This is a genomic window from Bacillus sp. OTU2372, assembly GCF_038440275.1.
GTDB classification, from domain to species: domain Bacteria; phylum Bacillota; class Bacilli; order Bacillales; family Cytobacillaceae; genus Neobacillus; species Neobacillus bataviensis_B.
The window spans coordinates 289,706-307,423 of record NZ_JASATK010000003.1; the positions used below are offsets into that span (position 1 = coordinate 289,706).

Annotated in this window: 21 protein-coding genes and 1 pseudogene; 7 read left to right on the top strand and 15 right to left on the bottom strand. The window is 37.3% G+C overall.

The annotated features are described in order from the left end of the window. Positions 1 to 64 precede the first annotated feature (64 nt). The 4 genes from AAHB15_RS09175 to AAHB15_RS09190 form a co-directional block, all read right to left on the bottom strand. Positions 65 to 1,312 carry an MFS transporter gene (locus tag AAHB15_RS09175; RefSeq protein ID WP_335575721.1) on the bottom strand — a complete coding sequence of 416 codons (1,248 nt, stop codon included), beginning with the start codon at positions 1,310 to 1,312 and terminating at the stop codon, positions 65 to 67. Positions 1,313 to 1,866: 554 nt separating this feature from the next. Beyond that, complete coding sequence (locus AAHB15_RS09180; protein WP_335575720.1) at positions 1,867 to 2,454, bottom strand: TetR/AcrR family transcriptional regulator; 588 nt, start codon at positions 2,452 to 2,454, stop codon at positions 1,867 to 1,869. Between the two features lie 368 nt (positions 2,455 to 2,822). Further along, a complete protein-coding gene (locus tag AAHB15_RS09185; protein ID WP_335575719.1) occupies positions 2,823 to 2,966 on the bottom strand; it encodes a hypothetical protein in 144 nt (47 codons plus the stop codon). Positions 2,967 to 3,075: 109 nt separating this feature from the next. Further along, positions 3,076 to 3,417 (bottom strand): DUF6262 family protein, encoded by a 342-nt coding sequence (locus tag AAHB15_RS09190; protein ID WP_335575718.1) that lies wholly within the window; start codon positions 3,415 to 3,417, stop codon positions 3,076 to 3,078. A 552-nt stretch (positions 3,418 to 3,969) separates the two neighbouring features. On the opposite strand from AAHB15_RS09190, the gene AAHB15_RS09195 reads away from it, so the two are divergent. Further along, positions 3,970 to 4,389: a hypothetical protein gene (locus tag AAHB15_RS09195; protein WP_335575717.1), complete on the top strand. Its 420-nt coding sequence runs from the start codon at positions 3,970 to 3,972 to the stop codon at positions 4,387 to 4,389. Between the two features lie 101 nt (positions 4,390 to 4,490). On the opposite strand, the gene AAHB15_RS09200 is transcribed toward AAHB15_RS09195, so the two are convergent. Then, complete coding sequence (locus tag AAHB15_RS09200) at positions 4,491 to 4,787, bottom strand: hypothetical protein (protein ID WP_144568215.1); 297 nt, start codon at positions 4,785 to 4,787, stop codon at positions 4,491 to 4,493. An 829-nt stretch (positions 4,788 to 5,616) separates the two neighbouring features. Between AAHB15_RS09200 and AAHB15_RS09205 the strand changes: the two genes are divergently transcribed. The 6 genes from AAHB15_RS09205 to AAHB15_RS09230 all read left to right on the top strand — a co-directional run bounded on the left by AAHB15_RS09205 (position 5,617) and on the right by AAHB15_RS09230 (position 12,677). Beyond that, a complete protein-coding gene (locus AAHB15_RS09205) occupies positions 5,617 to 7,170 on the top strand; it encodes an ABC-F family ATP-binding cassette domain-containing protein (RefSeq protein WP_144568213.1) in 1,554 nt (517 codons plus the stop codon). 202 nt (positions 7,171 to 7,372) lie between these two features. Next, the gene (locus tag AAHB15_RS09210) at positions 7,373 to 8,281 is read left to right on the top strand and encodes a putative selenate ABC transporter substrate-binding protein (RefSeq protein ID WP_335575716.1); all 909 of its coding nucleotides are present in this window, start codon (positions 7,373 to 7,375) and stop codon (positions 8,279 to 8,281) included. Positions 8,282 to 8,295: 14 nt separating this feature from the next. After that, positions 8,296 to 9,054, top strand: coding sequence for a phosphonate ABC transporter ATP-binding protein (locus AAHB15_RS09215; RefSeq protein ID WP_335575715.1), 759 nt, complete (start codon positions 8,296 to 8,298; stop codon positions 9,052 to 9,054). Beyond that, complete coding sequence (locus AAHB15_RS09220; RefSeq protein WP_335575714.1) at positions 9,051 to 10,685, top strand: PhnE/PtxC family ABC transporter permease; 1,635 nt, start codon at positions 9,051 to 9,053, stop codon at positions 10,683 to 10,685. Before AAHB15_RS09215 ends, AAHB15_RS09220 begins: the two co-directional genes overlap by 4 nt. Positions 10,686 to 11,087: 402 nt before the next feature. After that, the gene (locus tag AAHB15_RS09225) at positions 11,088 to 12,254 is read left to right on the top strand and encodes an MFS transporter (RefSeq protein WP_335575713.1); all 1,167 of its coding nucleotides are present in this window, start codon (positions 11,088 to 11,090) and stop codon (positions 12,252 to 12,254) included. Between the two features lie 72 nt (positions 12,255 to 12,326). Continuing rightward, positions 12,327 to 12,677 (top strand): hypothetical protein, encoded by a 351-nt coding sequence (locus tag AAHB15_RS09230; protein WP_335575712.1) that lies wholly within the window; start codon positions 12,327 to 12,329, stop codon positions 12,675 to 12,677. A gap of 58 nt (positions 12,678 to 12,735) precedes the next feature. Here the strand turns inward: AAHB15_RS09230 and AAHB15_RS09235 are convergent, their stop codons facing one another. The 10 genes and pseudogenes from AAHB15_RS09235 to crcB (AAHB15_RS09280) all read right to left on the bottom strand — a co-directional run bounded on the left by AAHB15_RS09235 (position 12,736) and on the right by crcB (AAHB15_RS09280) (position 17,660). Next, complete coding sequence (locus AAHB15_RS09235) at positions 12,736 to 13,371, bottom strand: hypothetical protein (RefSeq protein ID WP_342042252.1); 636 nt, start codon at positions 13,369 to 13,371, stop codon at positions 12,736 to 12,738. A gap of 254 nt (positions 13,372 to 13,625) precedes the next feature. After that, positions 13,626 to 13,763, bottom strand: coding sequence for a hypothetical protein (locus AAHB15_RS09240; protein WP_335572786.1), 138 nt, complete (start codon positions 13,761 to 13,763; stop codon positions 13,626 to 13,628). Positions 13,764 to 14,074: 311 nt separating this feature from the next. Then, a complete protein-coding gene (locus AAHB15_RS09245; RefSeq protein WP_335572787.1) occupies positions 14,075 to 14,449 on the bottom strand; it encodes an ArsA-related P-loop ATPase in 375 nt (124 codons plus the stop codon). Further along, the gene (locus AAHB15_RS09250) at positions 14,347 to 14,664 is read right to left on the bottom strand and encodes an ArsA family ATPase (RefSeq protein ID WP_335572788.1); all 318 of its coding nucleotides are present in this window, start codon (positions 14,662 to 14,664) and stop codon (positions 14,347 to 14,349) included. Before AAHB15_RS09250 ends, AAHB15_RS09245 begins: the two co-directional genes overlap by 103 nt. Before the next feature lie 16 nt (positions 14,665 to 14,680). Further along, positions 14,681 to 15,045, bottom strand: a pseudogene (gene arsD / locus AAHB15_RS09255) (arsenite efflux transporter metallochaperone ArsD). A 100-nt stretch (positions 15,046 to 15,145) separates the two neighbouring features. Beyond that, the gene (gene arsC / locus AAHB15_RS09260) at positions 15,146 to 15,565 is read right to left on the bottom strand and encodes an arsenate reductase (thioredoxin) (protein WP_335572789.1); all 420 of its coding nucleotides are present in this window, start codon (positions 15,563 to 15,565) and stop codon (positions 15,146 to 15,148) included. A 13-nt stretch (positions 15,566 to 15,578) separates the two neighbouring features. Then, entirely contained in the window at positions 15,579 to 16,220 is a 642-nt protein-coding gene (locus AAHB15_RS09265; protein WP_144568198.1) for an MIP/aquaporin family protein, read from the bottom strand. Between the two features lie 31 nt (positions 16,221 to 16,251). Next, positions 16,252 to 16,599 (bottom strand): ArsR/SmtB family transcription factor, encoded by a 348-nt coding sequence (locus AAHB15_RS09270; RefSeq protein WP_144568197.1) that lies wholly within the window; start codon positions 16,597 to 16,599, stop codon positions 16,252 to 16,254. 303 nt (positions 16,600 to 16,902) lie between these two features. Next, complete coding sequence (gene crcB / locus AAHB15_RS09275) at positions 16,903 to 17,265, bottom strand: fluoride efflux transporter CrcB (RefSeq protein ID WP_335572790.1); 363 nt, start codon at positions 17,263 to 17,265, stop codon at positions 16,903 to 16,905. Further along, the gene (crcB, locus tag AAHB15_RS09280; RefSeq protein ID WP_335572791.1) at positions 17,265 to 17,660 is read right to left on the bottom strand and encodes a fluoride efflux transporter CrcB; all 396 of its coding nucleotides are present in this window, start codon (positions 17,658 to 17,660) and stop codon (positions 17,265 to 17,267) included. The genes crcB (AAHB15_RS09275) and crcB (AAHB15_RS09280) overlap by 1 nt, the downstream gene beginning before the upstream one ends. Positions 17,661 to 17,718 lie beyond the last annotated feature (58 nt).

Genomic DNA, 17,718 nt, shown 5'->3' on the forward strand with positions numbered 1-17,718 from the left:
TAGTTTCACAAACTCTTCTACATTTTTTTAGAAGGATAAATGTAGGTACCCTGAATTAAGCAACCTAACTAAGAGGTGAATTTTCCATTATTTCGGTATCGTTCTCCGTTAGTTCAATTTCTTTTTTCTCCGTCGTATAATAAATTATCGCAATGGCCGGTAAAGCTATTCCAATCAACAATGCAGCTTTCCAGCCACCCATCGCGTATGCCCAACCTCCTGTTGCAGAGCCTATGGCACCGCCGGCAAAAAAGATTGCCATGTATAAACCATTAAGCCGGCTTCGAAATTCTGCCCCCAATGAGAAAATAGCCCGTTGACCAAGGACCATATTTGCAGAAACTCCAATGTCTAAAAGAATGGCCGAAACTACCAAGATTACTAATGCGGAAGTTGAACCGCTTTGGCTTACAAGGGGTAGAATGCCAGAAATGGTTACTAAAGCTAATGCTATTCCCGTGGCTGGTCGAATCCAACCTCTATCGGCAAGACGGCCTGCCACTGGTGCAGCTACCGCCCCAGATACTCCAACCAATGCGAACAGTGCAACTTCTTTTTGAGAAAAGTGGAAAATAGGACTAGTTAGTAGCAAAGGAACAGTTGTCCAGAACAAACTAAAAGTTCCAAACACACAAGAATGATAGATTGCTCTACGTTGCAGGACAGGTGTCGTTTTGAGTAAAAGGAACATAGAACTCAGCAGCGTTGGATATTGTGTCGTTGTCATCGGCTGCCTTATAGGAAGCAACTTTACTAATACCAGGGCAAGAACAAAAATCATTGCAGCGGATAAAGCAAATATAGTCCGCCAGCCCATAAACTCCGCCACAATACTTGATACTGGACGAGCGAGCATGATACCGAGTAACAAACCACTCATGACATTACCAACATTGCGGCCGCGTGTGGCATCCGGCGAAAGATGAGCTGCGTACGGTACGAGTACCTGAGCTGCTACTGAGCCTAGCCCGATAAACAATGAAACTGCAAGAAATAGCGATGCGCTTTTGACTACTGTAGCAATAGCCAACACGATTGCAGTGAGGAACAATAACGCAGCAACAAGTTTTCGGTTTTCAAGGATATCTCCCAAAGGAACGATAAATAACAATCCGATTCCGTAACCAATTTGAGTCAGCGTGACGATGAGGCCCGCTGCCACGGAGGATAGTCCGAGTGAAGAGCTGATGAGGCCTACTAAAGGTTGTGCATAATAGAGATTAGCAGCGATCACACCGCAAGCGATGGCCAGAATGAGTGTAACCCACGACGATACAGGTTTCTCCATTTTTTGTTTTGCGATTGAATTCATAGAACACTCTCCCTAACCTGTTATATAAGTAATATTATTGGAATGGTCGGTCCAATAATATTAAAAAAAAATTGTTTATCGCATCTCAATTACTGTATTCATCTTGTCATAAATAATTTTTTTTGTCGGTTTTCACCTTGGATACTACGTTGATGCATGATTAAGATTAAGCAATAGGTGTGATAGAGCCTTAATATCTTTCTTGTGGTCAATTTCTCCCGTCTGCTGTCCTTTACTGAGAAGCTCATAAAAAGCCTGTTCAATTCCTCGAAACCGTCTCGGATCAATTTACATAGATGTTCACCTGGTAAATACAAGCCAATGCTAGCATTAGTCCCCTTTCTTAACAAATCATTTCAATCACGAGAGCAGCAAACTGATGTGTAATGTAAACCGGTTATTCCATATGGAATAACCTATCTCTTTCGAGAATGGTCGGTCCATAAATGTCACAACTTAATGACTGTGACTACATAACTGGATTAAAACATTCAAGCTATAACTCTTCAAACTTTATTGAATCGAACAGTCCGAAATATGCACACAGTTACAAATTAAGCTAAAAGGTTGACAATGCTCTCTGAAATGTCCTCAAGGAGACTCTTATCTCGTTTGACGCGCGCAACAACGTTTATGCCATGATTTATGGATAACAATAAACGAGCGATTTTCCGACTATTCAAGGTCGGTCTAAGCTCGCCAGTTTCCTTACCTTTCTCCAGGAGATTATAAAATGCCTCTTCCAGTGTTTCCGACCTATCTTGTATGAGGGCCTTCGTTTCATCATCCAGATAATCTTGGTAAATAGACAAATTAGTAATCAAACAGCCACCTGGCCAGTTTTCGTCTAAAGCCATTTCCATATGATAACGAAAATAGACCGTTAACCCTTGCTTCACCGTCATCGCATTCGCCAAGATGCTTCGTTTTCTCTCACCCACCAATCGAGAATAATATTTCACCGCTTCATTAAGCAAAGATTGCTTGTCACCGAAGGTTTCATAAAGGCTGGAACGGCTAATCCCCATATTGTGCATTAAGTCGGGAATGCTCGTTCCCTCGTACCCTTTACTCCAAAAGGTTTCCATAGCAGCCCTGAGTGCCTCTTCACGAATAAATTCCTTTTGACGTCCCAATGCCATCCCTCCATTAAGAAGATTTTACCATTTTCGAACCGAACAGTCCAGTATTATTTTAAGAATACTAACGGGTGCAATACTTCAAGAAGAAAGTCGTCCTTTTTCTTTTTCCCCAAGAAAGATTGTGAATTTTTGTACTTAAACTGCCATGTTAGTTCAATAAAAAAAGACCACCAAAATGGCAGCTGGAGTCGCACGAACACTATAAGGGCTTTCTTTTTTATTATCAGCAGTTACTTCAATTCCTACATATCCTCGATTACCATAAAAAAAAATCTCATAGATAGAAAATGACTTATATATTCTACATCTTCCCTAGTAGTCCATAAAAATTCCTTATGTTTAAAGTTCGAAAAATCCACTACTCCTTTTCACAATTTTTCTAATTCTTCATTATCTGTATAGATGTTAATGTTTAAGTTGCAATTACCAGTAGAAAAATCTACATTCAATTCAAAGAAAATATCATCATCGTCATACAATAATTTTTTTATTTTCATGCTAGATTCAGACATATTTTATTCCCCTTGGTCGTTTTTATTTATATTTATTTTGTCACAGGGGATTATTTAACTATCCTGCCAGTTAGTTCAAGAAAGTGCTATAAATTAACCCTCATCATATCTACAACTTTCTATAGACGTCTGCATAAGCAAATTTCAATTGTTCGCGCAGTTCCTTATTTTCATTTTGGAGTTTTTTTATCTTCCTTTTTAAAGATTCAATTAAAGCATCCTTGTTACTATCATCCATATTTCGCTTAAATTGTTTATCTGTTGGTGCTTGTGCCTGTTGTTCCCGAAGGGAATTAATGCGCTCACGCAATTCCTGGTTATTGTACAAAGTTGCCTTTGTAATACCAGCTTCTTTGGATACACTATTGAAATTAATGCTTTCATTGGCTTTTAAAAGCCTCTTTATGGCTTCATCCACTTTCAGAGCTGTTTTTGCTTTACGGCTTTTCAATCATTATTAGGCATTTTCTGAAGGATTTATCCCACTATAGTGAAAAGCAAACCGCCAATCATAGTGACTGGTGGTTTGCTTATTTTCTTGAAATGTATTTACTTTTTAATAAACTTATTATTAATTTTATATCGAATTCCCCAGTATATGGTAGACTTCCTCCATCCTTACATTCAGTCCTCGATGTGCTAAAACGGATAAATTGCATTCTCAAACATTAGGGAACAAAAAGCACTAATAAATTCTATTTTTCATCGTATAGACAACCATTCAGATAAAAGATGTTATGCATACACTGTTTTAAAGTTGTTTTAATAATGCTTGAGTATATATCCATAAATCAATTTACTGAAATAAGGATACTGTAGAATATTAAAATTTTAGGAAGGGAGATGGGACAACATCTACGATCATCAAGATGAGAAAAATAATAAAACGAAAAATGAGTTTAATTCCTTAAAATCTAGTTACTTATCTAAACAAGAAAGTAAATCAATAAATTCATGGATTTTAAAAATAAAAAATAAAAGCAATATTAAAGAAACCAAAGAATTGAATGTACATGTAGAAAGAGCTATTAAATCTCTTCAGTTAAAATATACAATAATTGGAAATGGTAAGAATAGAATTGTGTTTGACCTTGAAAATGGATATGTATTAAAGGTTGCCCTTAATAATTGGGGTATGAAGAGCAATAAAAAAGAATATAAGTTATTTTTTAATTCACCATCCCACATACAAAAACATTTATGTCCAGTAATAGAGTCTGGTTACGGATGGATCATAATGAAAAAAATGACACAAAAGATACCGTCAGATAAAGAATATGATAAAAAAATATCACAATTGATTAAGATATTTAAGGAAAATGGAATTGAACCAAAAGATATCAAAGAGAAGAATCTAGCACTTTCTGAAAATGGAGAATTTATAGTAATTGATTATGGTAATTTTATTGTAACTGGTGATTGACATACTTTATTATTTTTGTCAATTATTTCAATAGAACAAGAAGAAGCATGTTTTCTAAAGATAATATAAATATATTTACAAAAAATTCAGACGGGTTTATGCTAAACCCGTCTGATGATTTCAAGTATTCCTGATAAACTGGTGTCAGTAAACAAACTCCCCCCACTATTACCTGAACCTGTTCTGGAAGAAGAACTCCTGCCATTGCTTGCTGTATTTGATCTGGAAGAAGAACTCCTGCCACTAGTTGTTGTCATTGTTCCCCCCTGATTATCTGAACTTGAACCAGAAGATGTCTTTGTAATCGAAATTGGAGCAATTGTAACAGCTCCACCAAAGTTAACAATCCCCCCTGATATAGTACCAATAGATATTCCATCTTGATTGTACGCCGCCATTCAAACACTCCTTCCCTTTCCCTATTATATGTACAAGGTATAACGCTTGTTTAAACTTCTTCATCAATCTTAAGAAAAATAGAGCAGGACTTCGGAGCAAGACTTTGTCTCAGTACCTCGGCTTCTCATAACTACTTCCTGCACGGCGTTCCAACTTACAAATCCATTTATAAAATCCCAATAAAATTAACAAAAGTATAGGATCAAGTATGACTGCGTGCCACAAACGCCACCAGCCATAATGGAAATATCCAAAAGGCTCTGGAAGTAATGCAATCTTTTCATATGCTAAAATCACAATAACAAAGATAAAGAGATAAGTGATTTGTTTCTGGTTTTGCTTTTAAAGGGAAAAAGGTTTAAAAAGATGATAATTACCGGTGGGACAATTAAGAGGTGTGGGATCAAGCCTGGCCAATCAATTTCTTTATCAAAGTACCAATAGCCATGAAATTTAAATTCGACAAAAATATCAAAGCAGCTTTGCAAGGCAATCGAAAAAGTCCAAATGTGAACGATTTGGTTGAGTGTTAGTCGCTTATTTGTTTTATATGCAATAAAATTAAAGATTACAACCGCAATAAGCAATCCGATCATACAATTTTTCCTTTTTTATATAACCTACCCATATAGATAGACTTGTTATACATCGGAAATCGAAGGATGATAAAAAATACATTCATTGGATTCATCAATGGGATGTGAACACTCTTTTGATTTCCAAGTAATTTACAATTTTTTCTGCTAAAAAATCTAGTCGAATTCTAAAAAATCTAGTATGATGTATTTTTGTATGAATTCTTGAACAAAGCGAGGATAACGAATAAAAATGAGCTTATTAACTGTTGAAAATTTATCCCATACATTTGGAGATCGCACATTATTTAAGGATGTATCTTTTCGTTTATTAGCAGAAGATCATGTTGGATTAGTCGGCGCGAATGGTGTTGGTAAATCCACTTTAATGAATATTATTACGGGACAATTGATTCACGACGGAGGCCGTGTTGAATGGACACCAGGCGTTCATTATGGCTATTTGGATCAACATACCGTGTTAACACCAGGCAAAACAATGAGAGATGTTCTTCGGGATGCCTTCCTTCCTCTTTTTGAAAAAGAAAAGGAATTGAATGAAGTTATCGCACAAATGGGTGATGCCTCACCTGAAGAGTTAGAGGTTTTATTGGAAAAAATGGGTGAAATCCAAGATGCCCTGGATGCAGGTGGTTTTTACTCACTAGATATTAAGATTGAAGAAGCAGCACGAGGATTAGGTTTGGATGCGATTGGCTTAGACCGCGATGTCAGCGCACTAAGTGGCGGACAGCGTACAAAGGTCCTGTTAGCCAAACTACTATTAGAACAGCCCAAGGTACTATTATTAGACGAGCCAACCAACTATCTAGATGTTGAACATATTCGCTGGTTAACTTCTTATCTGAAAGAATACCCATATGCGTTTATTTTAATTTCCCATGATACAGAATTTATGAACCCTGTATCCAATGTTATTTTTCAATTAGAATTCTCTAAGCTTACCCGCTACACAGCAAGCTATGAAAAATTCCTAGAACTAGCGGAAATCAATAAAAATCAGCATATCAATGCCTATGAAAAACAGCAAGAATTTATCAAAAAACAAGAGGACTTTATTGCGAAAAACAAAGCCCGTTATTCGACTACCGGCCGGGCTAAAAGCCGTCAAAAACAGCTGGATAGAATCGAGAGGATTGACCGTCCTGAAACTGCCGTAAAGGCTACCTTTGGCTTCAAAGAGTCACGTTCAAGCAGCCGCTATGTGTTTGAAGCAAAAGATTTAGAGATTGGTTATACAACTCCATTGCTGCCGAAAATGAGTATGACGCTTGAACGCGGTGAAAAAGTGGCAATTATTGGCTGCAACGGTGTTGGTAAATCCACACTTCTAAAAACCATGCTTGGAAAAATTGACCCGTTAAATGGTAAGGTTGAACGCGGTGACTTCCTCTTCCCTTCTTATTTTGAACAAGAGGTAAAAGCGGGCAATATTACACCAATTGATGATGTATGGAATGCCTTCCCTTCAATGGATCAGCATCAGGTTAGGGCTGCTCTTGCCCGCTGCGGTTTAAAAAATGAGCATATCTCACGCCCAATGAATCAGCTAAGCGGTGGAGAGCAAGCAAAAGTCCGCCTTTGCAAGCTGATGATGAATGAAAGCAACTGGATTTTATTCGATGAGCCGACAAACCACTTGGATATTGATGCCAAGGCAGAATTGAAACGTGCTTTAAAAGAATATAAAGGTACTGTAGTACTAGTTTGTCACGAACCTGATTTTTATGAAGATTGGGTAACCAAAGTGTGGAATGTTGAAGAATGGTCACAAATGACAGTTTAAGAACGTGTACCTGACCCCTGCCATTTATTAGGGGTTTTTCTTATTGACTCTGGGCATTTAAATGAATTTCTGATATTTACCTATATAAATAATCGATTGATTTGGATAGAACAAATAGATTAAATGAATTTATTCGACAAATTTCTTTCTTTATAATGAGAAAGGAAATAGGAATTAACTATACTAAGAGGTGCGGAAATTTATGAAGAAATGGCTTTCTATGTTATTATTAGCTATGCTTGTCTTTTCACTTGCTGCATGTGGCAGCCAAAAGGATGAAAAAGCAAGTGAAGGCAAAAAGGAAACAACTACGAATACAAAAGAAGTTTTAAAGATCGGTGCGATTCCTGACCAGAATGCTGCCGAGCTTGATAAAGGAATGACGGCAGTAGCTAAATACCTTAGTGAAAAAACAGGAATGAAAGTAGAATTTGTTCCGTCAGTTGATTACGCTGCACTTGTAACAGGCTTTCAACGCGGTGAAATTCATATGGCTTGGTTTGGTGGTTTAACAAGTGTTCAAGCGATTAATCTTGTACCAGGTGCTAAATCTTTTGCGCAAAGACCAAGAGATGCTGAATTCCACTCTGTATTCATTACTCAACCCAATTCAGGTATTACAAAGCTTGAAGATTTAAAAGGTAAATCGTTCACATTCGGCAGCGAAAGCTCAACTTCTGGGCATTTAATGCCACGTTATTTCTTAACAGAAGCTGGAATTGACGCGAACAAAGATTTTGATGGAAAACCAAACTTCTCTGGCTCTCATGATACAACTTATAAATTAGTAGAATCAGGTGCATTCAAAGCGGGTGCACTAAACGAAGCTGTTTGGCAAGCAGCCGTTAAAGATAAAAAAGTTGATACAAACAAAGTTAAGGTATTCTATACAACCCCTTCTTTTTATGACTATAACTGGACAATCAATAGCAATGTTGACGATGTCTTTGGAAAAGGCGCTTCGAAAAAGGTAGAAGATGCGATTCTTTCCATTACAACAGATCAAAAAGAAATTACGGACTTTTTCCAAACCGATAAATTTATCGAAACTAAAAATAGTAATTATGAAAAGATTCAAAAGGTAGCAAAAGAATTAAACATCATTAAGTAGTAGGTGTCAGAGAAATGTCTTCAAAAAATATGGTTGAAGCCAACAATTTAACAAAACATTTTGAGCGGAAGATAGCCTTATCTTCCCTTTCTTTTACCATAAAACAAGGTGAATTAGTCGCATTAATTGGACCAAGCGGAGCGGGTAAAACCACTCTGCTTAATTCCATTACTGGACTTGTGCCTATTTCAGGAGGCGACCTTCTCATCGATGGCAAGCCCCTTTCTGCTTATAAAAAAGGAAAAACATTTGCCAAAAAGGTTGGCGTCATCCGCCAGCAATTCGATTTGATTGGGCCGCTTGCGGTTATCCATAATGTTCTAGCCGGAAAACTTTCTGAATGGGGAACCTTTAAGTCCCTTTTTTCATTATTAGTCCCACAGGAGAAACAGTTAGCGCTTAAAGCATTAGAACGTGTCGGACTTCATGATAAAGCCTATGAAATTACCTCCACTTTATCAGGCGGTGAGCAGCAGCGTGTCGCCATGGCTCGGCTGATGGTACAAAAACCGGAAGTCATTTTAGCCGACGAACCTGTGGCTTCACTAGACCCAGCCAGAGCCGATGACATTTTATCCATGCTGACAAAAATTGTCACAGAGGAAAACCAGACGTTAATTACCAGCCTCCACTCTGTTGAATACGCTAGAAAATATTTTACTAGAATTATTTCGATGAAAAATGGCGAGTTATTTTTTGACTTGCCAACCGACCAAGTTACAGATGACCACTTAGCTGAGTTATATCAAATAAAAAGCGGTGGTACCATATGAGGTTAACCCGCTTATTTCGATTGCATAATCGCTTTCTCCTTTCTCTCCTCTTGGCAGCTATTTTTGTCTGGAGTCTTTTTTCGATACGGTGGAATGCCGATTTATTTCATTCCGGCGGGATTCCAACATTAGTGCAAATATTTGAAGGACTTTTTCATCCTGACCTATCCCCTGAAGTTCTCGTTCTTGGACTTGAATCAACGTGGATTACATTGGCGTATGCTGTTGCAGGTATGTCGCTCGCCATCCTGTATGCCTTTGTCGTAGGGATTCTCGCATCTGGTGTATTAACTTCTACAAAAACATCGAAATGGGTTTCGAAGGTGTTTTTTAGGGGGATTTTAGGATTTACACGTTCGATACATGAACTCATTTGGGCATGGCTGTTTGTGGCAGCAGTTGGACTTTCCCCTTATGCTGCAATATTTGCCCTAGCTATCCCTTACGGTGGAATCTTGGGCAGAATCTTCGCGGATATGCTAAATGATGTCTCGGAAGAACCTATAAAAGCATTAAAAACATCGGGTGCGTCTAAACTTCAAACACTCATATATGGCTACCTTCCATTGATTTGGGCGGATATGATTAGTTACACGATGTACCGCTTTGAATGTGCAATCCGTTCTTCTGCCATTATGAGTTTTATTGGTCTAGGCGGCCTAGGGTATCAAATTCAGCTTTCCCTTCAGGATTTAAGGTATGATCGGGTTTGGGCCTTTGTGTTCTTTCTTATTGGACTCGTCATTTTAGTGGATTTATGGAGTAATTTTGTTCGCAGGGCCTTAATAGAGCGAAAAAAACAGCGCGGTTTCAGCTCTGGCTGGAGATCTGTCTGTTTCACCTTATTGCTTATAATCGGCTCATGGGTATTTATCAATATTAGTGAGAACGCACAATTTTTTGAGCTGCTTTCTGATAAGAACATCGAAGCGGCCAAAAGATTTTTTGGAGGGCTAATGGGAATCGGTGTCGAACATCCTGCATTCCTAGATGGAGAAAGCTGGTCTGCAGCGTTAAAGCTTACAATAGAAACACTTGAAATGAGTATTATGGCGATTGGTTTCGCCACCATTGCCGCACTTCTTACAGTGGTTCCGGCAGCTAGAAACATCGCCAATGGAAAGTTAAGCGGATCTAAAAAATGGTACAATTGGCTCCTTTATGGTGTGGTCCGCCTCGCTTATATTTTTTCCAGGGCAGTTCCTGAGCTAGTTTGGGCGATGATGATTATCTTTATCTTTAAACCGGGTTTATTACCAGGCGCGATTGCCCTTGCCCTCCATAATTTTGGAATATTGGGGAAACTTTGGGCTGAAGTAATTGAAGACATGGACTCCCGTCCCATTCGGAATTTGGCAGTTGCGGGTGCATCTAAAACAGAATCGTTCTTTTATGGGATCCTACCGATTGTCATGCCTAGATTTCTTACCTATATCCTCTATCGCTGGGAAGTGATTATGAGGACAACCATCGTTGTTGGGTTTGTCGGAGCAGGCGGTTTAGGAATGGACTTTAAGCTTGCGATGAGCTTTTTCAATTACACACAAATAACCTTGCTTCTCTTGTGTTATATGATTCTTGTTATAATTGCGGACTTTGCCTCAGAAAGCACGAGAAAAGCAGTGCAATAGGTAAAAAAACACATCTTCCTGTTAAGATGTGTTTTTTTTGTATGATCTATCATTAACTAGATTGATGCTATCATGTTGATAGCATATTAATAGTAATCAACTATCCAAGATTAGCTTGGCTTTTTATCAATTTCTTTCGGCTGTTGTGCTTCTCGAACCAACATACCTCCATCAAAATACAGTCCAAAAGTGGTGACAATTTCGGCTGCCTCCTCATAATTGGGAATTCGTCCATTTGCCTTCTATTTCAAAAAATAGGATTCATTGTAAGCTATTAACGCATTTGTCTGCATACTATTTCCAGTCAAGGAAATAATGGGATTTATATGCTTGTTTTAACACGTCTATATCCTTTATCCTTATAGAGAATGTACTGTTTTTTTACAGCGGGGGTGAGAATAGTTGGAAACAAAAAAGGCTTTACCTATATTATTTCTTGTTATGTTCTTGGTAATGGTTGGTTTCGGAATCATTATTCCAGTTTTGCCGTTTTATGCTGAGGAAATTGGGGCAAATCCAACTGAACTCGGACTATTAATGGCGGTTTATTCGCTTATGCAGCTTATTTTTGCTCCCATTTGGGGTCAAGTCTCCGATCGAATCGGGAGAAAGCCGGTGATGATGCTTGGAATAGCCGGTTTAGCTATCTCCTTTTTCATCCAAGCCGTATCAACACAATTGTGGATGCTGTTTGCGGCAAGAATACTTGGAGGAATTCTGTCCTCAGCAAATATGCCAACCGCCATGGCCTATGTTGCGGATATTACTACAGAGGAAAATAGAGGCAAAGGTATGGGGGTTATAGGAGCTGCGACAGGACTTGGCTTTGTCTTTGGTCCAGCAATAGGCGGTATTTTTTCAAAAATCAGCTTAAATATGCCCTTTTATCTTGCAAGCGGGTCATCGTTGATCACCTTATTTCTTGTATTGATTTTACTTAAGGAATCAAAACAGACCGGCAGTGAAACGATACATAAAAAACCATCTTTTTGGAAAGTACTCAACGGTCATACTTCTATTCTGTTTTTTGTACAGTTTCTGATTTCTTTATCACTATCCGGTCTCGAAGCAACATTTGCTTATTTTGCTGCTAAAAGAGCGGGCCTTGATTCCATTCAGCTTGGCTATATTTTCATGATCATGGGATTCGGGAGTGCCCTTGTTCAAGGTGGGTTAGTCGGCAGACTAACGAAAAAATACGGCGAGAGTACAGTCATTCAAGGCGGAATGATTGTTTCTGCGATCGGGTTTGGTCTTATCCTACTTGTTCATAGTTTTTCTACTGCTGCCATTTTTCTAACAATATTTGGGTTAGGTAATGGTGTCATTCGACCAAGTGTTTCTTCCCTCTTGACGAAGATATCGACGACAGGTCATGGCCGGGCGACAGGTTTATTATCTTCCTTTGATTCATTGGGCAGAATCATTGGACCGCCCCTTGGCGGTTGGTTATTTTCTTTAACCATCGGACTACCTTACATTTCAGGAGTTATTATTACATTCGTTGCCTTAGTATTATTTCTTATCTTTCGGCCTCGGGTGAATCCTGTAAAAGTGAAGAACCTTTAATTAAATAGGTATATGTTGAATGGACATGCATAAAATGGGTTTGAGGATTCAATCGAAGTGAGGAGCATAAACATGAAAAGAAAAACCTTTATTAGTGTTTTTTTTGCTGTGATTCTCTTGGGCTTTTCGGCTTATCTTGATTCACCATATTCATTCCTGAATAAAAACTATGCCTATTCGAACGACCAGCCCGCCGCCGCTGTGCCAGCAGCGTTGGAACCATCAACGGACGTTCCTGATACAGAGGAACGGCTGGTGAAACGTGAAAAGAAGAATGGCTACATCTTTGAAACATACGAGGAATATGAAGTCTATAAAGACAAAGACGGACATATTCTAAAAAGTGAACCGACTGGACAAACGGATACCCTTAAATATTGGGATTATAGCAAAAGCAAAGGAATCAGTAAGAAAGACCGCTAAAGGGCTTAGCGGTCTTTTTTGTTAATTAGTTGCAAAGATTCTAATTTATGATATAAAATCATTTTTTATTTCTTTTCGAATCGTTTTCTAATAACTTTTGAATTAATTTGGAAAGTTGTTTATTTTCTTTTTTTAGGTATACGAGTCTTTTTTTTGTTTTAGTATAATTTATATCATAATTTTTAATTTGTTCATTTAGGTGATTAATTTGATTTTTTATATCGGAAAGTTCCTTAGTGGTTTTCTCAAGTTGTTCAGAAAGTGAGGCCACTGCTGTATTTTCCTTTTTATCTGATAAGTTCAGTAGATTTAAAACCGGGCTTTGCGTATTATTACCAAGTTCCTTTGCAGAATTCTTTAATGAATCATCTTTTAGAAGATTTAAAATAGGACTTTGCGTATTATTACCAAGTTCCTTTGTAGAATTCTTTAATGAATCATCTTTCAGAAGATTTGTTGCCATATTCATTAATGAGTTCATATCTACATTGTTCAATAAATAACCCATATCAACATTCTTCATTAATGAATTTATATCTAGATTGTTAGATGAGTTCATATCCACATTGTTCATTAAAGAACCCATATCAACATTCTTCATTAAAGAACTCATATCTATGCTTTTCATTAAAGAAGCCATATCTAAGGAATTCAAAATTTCATCCTGATCTTCCTTGTTATCCCGATTGTTCATTTTTTTCCACTCCACCCTTATTTAGTTAAACATAGGACTCTAAATTGTCTAATACATTTTATGAAGTATAAGTACATTTGTATAGTGATAATTCATCAACTATGGGAAACATTATTTATGATAAAATTAAAGTAAATCAAATGAATTTAACTAATTTTATGGAAGAACCTAGAAGATTATTTAATATTACAATAATCTTCTAGAGTTCAGTTCTAATTAAATAGATTTTTAGCCTACATTATGGGATCTTTCAACTATGGGTCCTGAAGGATTGCAATAATCGCTGCATTGATTGGATTTGTATTTAGGCCGAATAAGCTAGCAACAAGCAAAGCAAGCAATAACAAAATAATCACAAGAACTTTGCCTAATGTTGTGATAAAACTAGTCATTTAATTTCCCCCTTTCTGTACATATGACTTATAAGGGGCCCCTTACATTAAATATATTATGTTAGTATAATGGACAAGCATAAACGAATATCATTTTAGAATAAAAAATGGGCTGTCTATTTTTTTATTATAAGAACTTGTCCTTTTCATTATTAAAACAGTGAGTAATTCCCCCAAATTAAATATGAACGGTAATAAAAAAAACGCTGAGATTTCAGCGTTTTTTTACTTTTTAATGTTTAGTTACTCTGTTTAAGAGGCTATTAATAACAGGAGGAATTTTTAATTTCTATCTTGGATGTTGTTGTTGCTCAGCATGTTGATTGTGTAGCCATTGTCTCTACATCACCTTTTGTGTAGAAGAACTCCCACTCGTTCCCGTCTGGGTCGGTTACCCAAAATTTATCTTGAGTAGCATAGCAGCAGGTAACATCCACCCCAACATGTCCCGTAGGTGCCGTATCAAAGATAATATGCTCGTAAGCATCAACGACATTAGGATCTGCCAGTAAATTTGTAAACTCATCGAATGCTGCAATTTCAACTGTACAAGCCCCTGATAATTGTTCTTCCATAGTAGTCACTACTGCATCAGGAAGTTTCCCACGATAAGGCCCAATAATTCTATCTCGATAGGCTCTTGCAGCTTCTTCAGGATCAAGATTACAAGCGTAAAGGTTTGGCACATTAAAATTGCAACCGGTGTATTCGTTAACCCAACTTCTAATACATCCTGTAAGTTAGAGGCAGGGTCCGTACTGACAATTAAGACTTTTTTTCCATCATCAGCTAATGCTACAGCGGTTGCACACGCAGTCGATGTCTTCCCTACTCCACCTTTTCCTGTGAAAAATAAAAACTTGGTGTTCACAATGATTTTCGGTTGGAAAGATTGAAACATAATTTTCACTTCTTTCTTATTTCGATGGTTTTAAATCAATTGTAAGACGTGGTTTTGGTTTTTCGCTAAGTTCCTCAGTCTGAACTCCAAACCATTCAGCAAATTCATCGTTGGTTGGATAGGCTCCAATTTTTGCAATTTCACCTTCAACTAAGGTTATAGGGAGTGAATTTGGCCCCTTTTCGTGAAGAACTTTGCTTACCTCTTTGTTCTCAACAAAAATGGCTGGTTCAAATCCAAGGTTATATCGTTTGATGTCGTATCCTTTTTTTTCTAAAAGAAAGATAGCCGTTGCTACTCTTGTTAACTCTGGATCTACACTTGACCACATACACCTGTAGCACAGCATAATGCTGGATCGAAAATTTCAACTTTATTCATTAATGAAACCTCCTAAAGGGTCTTAGTATAAGTATTTACTTATATGATTCCTAAAGTTAAAGCCAAGAGTATTTTTACTCTTGGCTATATAATTCATTTCTCATTCACCAGTTTCAGCAAAATGCTTAATGCGTTCTCCGATTTCGTCACGGACACGTTGGAAGAATGCCCACTTTTCTTCGTCATTTCCTTGAGCTTTTGCTGGGTCATCAAAACCCCAGTGAACTCGTTTTACTTTTGGTGGAGTAACAGGACACTTATCCGCAGCGTCACCACATAATGTTACAACTAAATCAGCATTGTTTAGATATTCAGGATCGATAATATCAGAAGTATGATTTGAAATGTCGATACCAGCTTCTTTCATCGCTTTTACGGCATTTGGGTTTAATCCGTGTGCTTCAATCCCAGCACTGCGTACTTCCCAATCTTCGCCTAAATGGTTCTTTGCCCAACCTTCCGCCATTTGGCTTCGGCATGAATTTCCTGTACATAAGAAGTAAAGTTTCTTTTTAGACATAAAGTATTCTCCTTTATTTTTCGTGTAGTATTTTATAAATAATTGCCGCACAACTTGCTCCTATAATAGGAGCAACAATATACACCCATAAATGTTGAGTTGTTCCTGATACAAGTGCCGGGCCAATGGATCTTGCGGGATTCATCGATGCACCGCTGATAGGACCCGCAAACATGGCTTCTAATCCGACTGTTGCACCAATAGCAATTCCTGCAAATGATTTTAAAGCTCGCCCATGGACAGCAGAACCTAGAATCACCATCATTAAGAAAAATGTAAGAATAAATTCCAACACAAACGATTGTGGCCATGAACCTCTTGGTATGGTTGTCCCTAATGAAGCGATGTTTCCCAATAAACCTAATAGAGTTAAACTTGCTGCCATTCCTGCAATGATTTGAATAATAATATAATAAATTGCTTCTCTCTTCTTTATATCTCCATGGATGAAAAATCCAACCGTTACCGCTGGATTAAAGTGTGCCCCCGATAGGTGACCAAAAGTGAAAATTAGTGCCATTACGACCAGTCCAAATGTAAGAGCTACGCCTACATGAGTTAAACTTCTAGTAATCGTATCTATTACTACTGCACCCGTCCCAGCAAAAATCAGAAAATAAGTTCCTAAAAATTCGCTTATTAACTTTTTTTTCATATTTATCTAATCCCCTTGATGATTCAATTGCTTAACAACCACAACGAAGTGTAGGATTGCTTTTTTCTATCTGTTTAATTTTTTCTGTCTGGACTGGCACATGTTCTAAAATATCTTCTATCAATTCGTACAAGTCACATTGTGAATTCAATGAATAATAAATCCACTGTCCCCTGCGGTCCTCTTTAACTAACCCTAAGTCCTTCAGTTTTCGTAGATGTTGACTGATAGAAGGCTGACTCATATCAAATACTTCGAGGAATTCACACACACAGCATTCTCTTTGTTTAAGAATGGCCACAATGGTTAACCGTGTTTTATCCCCTAATAATTTTAAAACGCTTGCCGCTTTTTCTATTTCGACTATTGATTTCAACAATACGGAAACCTCCTTAAATATATAATCAAATAATTCTTCTTATTTAAAATCCGTGGATTTAAAACAAATTTTCTGTAGTCTTGTCGAAATTTATGTATTTGTCATGGATTTCTAATCGCAATAAATCAATATATAATTATTTGCTTATATATTAAAACAAAATGTAACTAGATTCAAGTAATCTATTGTTAAGTTAGTGTAAATAAAAATAATTGATATTCTTAGCTATCAATCTCTCGGTTTAAACCTACAGATCAGGTAATAATTAGCTTAATCCTTAGTATTAAAGTACTATACCTACGATTAAAACTTGATGCCGATAATGCTCCCAACCCACGCAAAAATAATACCAAAAAACACTGAAATACTACCATAAAGCACTGCGTATTTAGTTTCCCTCTTCTGCAGCATTTGAATGGTTTCGTATCCGAATGTGGAGAAGGTCGTATAGGCTCCAAGAAAACCAGTTCCACACAATAGCCAAAACCATTCCGGAATTTCCTTCTCTAGATGTAAAACAGCTAGGAGACCAAGTACAAACGAGCCAGTAATATTAATGATAAAAGTTCCAATTGGGAATGCACCAGATGTTTTGGCAGTGATCCATTTCCCTAGCTGAAATCGCATGATAGCACCAAATATACCTCCAATACCTACAAATAACATTATTTCTCTACTCCTCTCCTTTGATTCTCAGACTGATATTCAGCCAATTTAGCACCAAACAATGCGAGTGTAATTCCTCCTAAAATGCTTAAAACCACATAGATAAAAGCCATTGTAATTTGATGATTTTTAAACAAATTCAGTGTTTCAACAGAAAAGGTTGAAAAGGTAGTAAAGGCACCTGTAAAACCTGTTCCAATAGCTAATTTTAAATTCGGATTAATATTCGTTCGTTTTACCGTAATAGTGAAAAACCATGATAAAAATAGACAACCCAACAGGTTAATGACCAAGGTTCCTAATGGAAATCCCGATGGTAGAGGAATCACTTTTCCGATCAAATAACGCAAAATGGCCCCAAAAAAGCCACCTATTCCAACAGCTAATAAATTCATTCATACAACCTCTTATATCATATTGGTGTAAAAAAACAGACTCCTATCAGTAATAAGT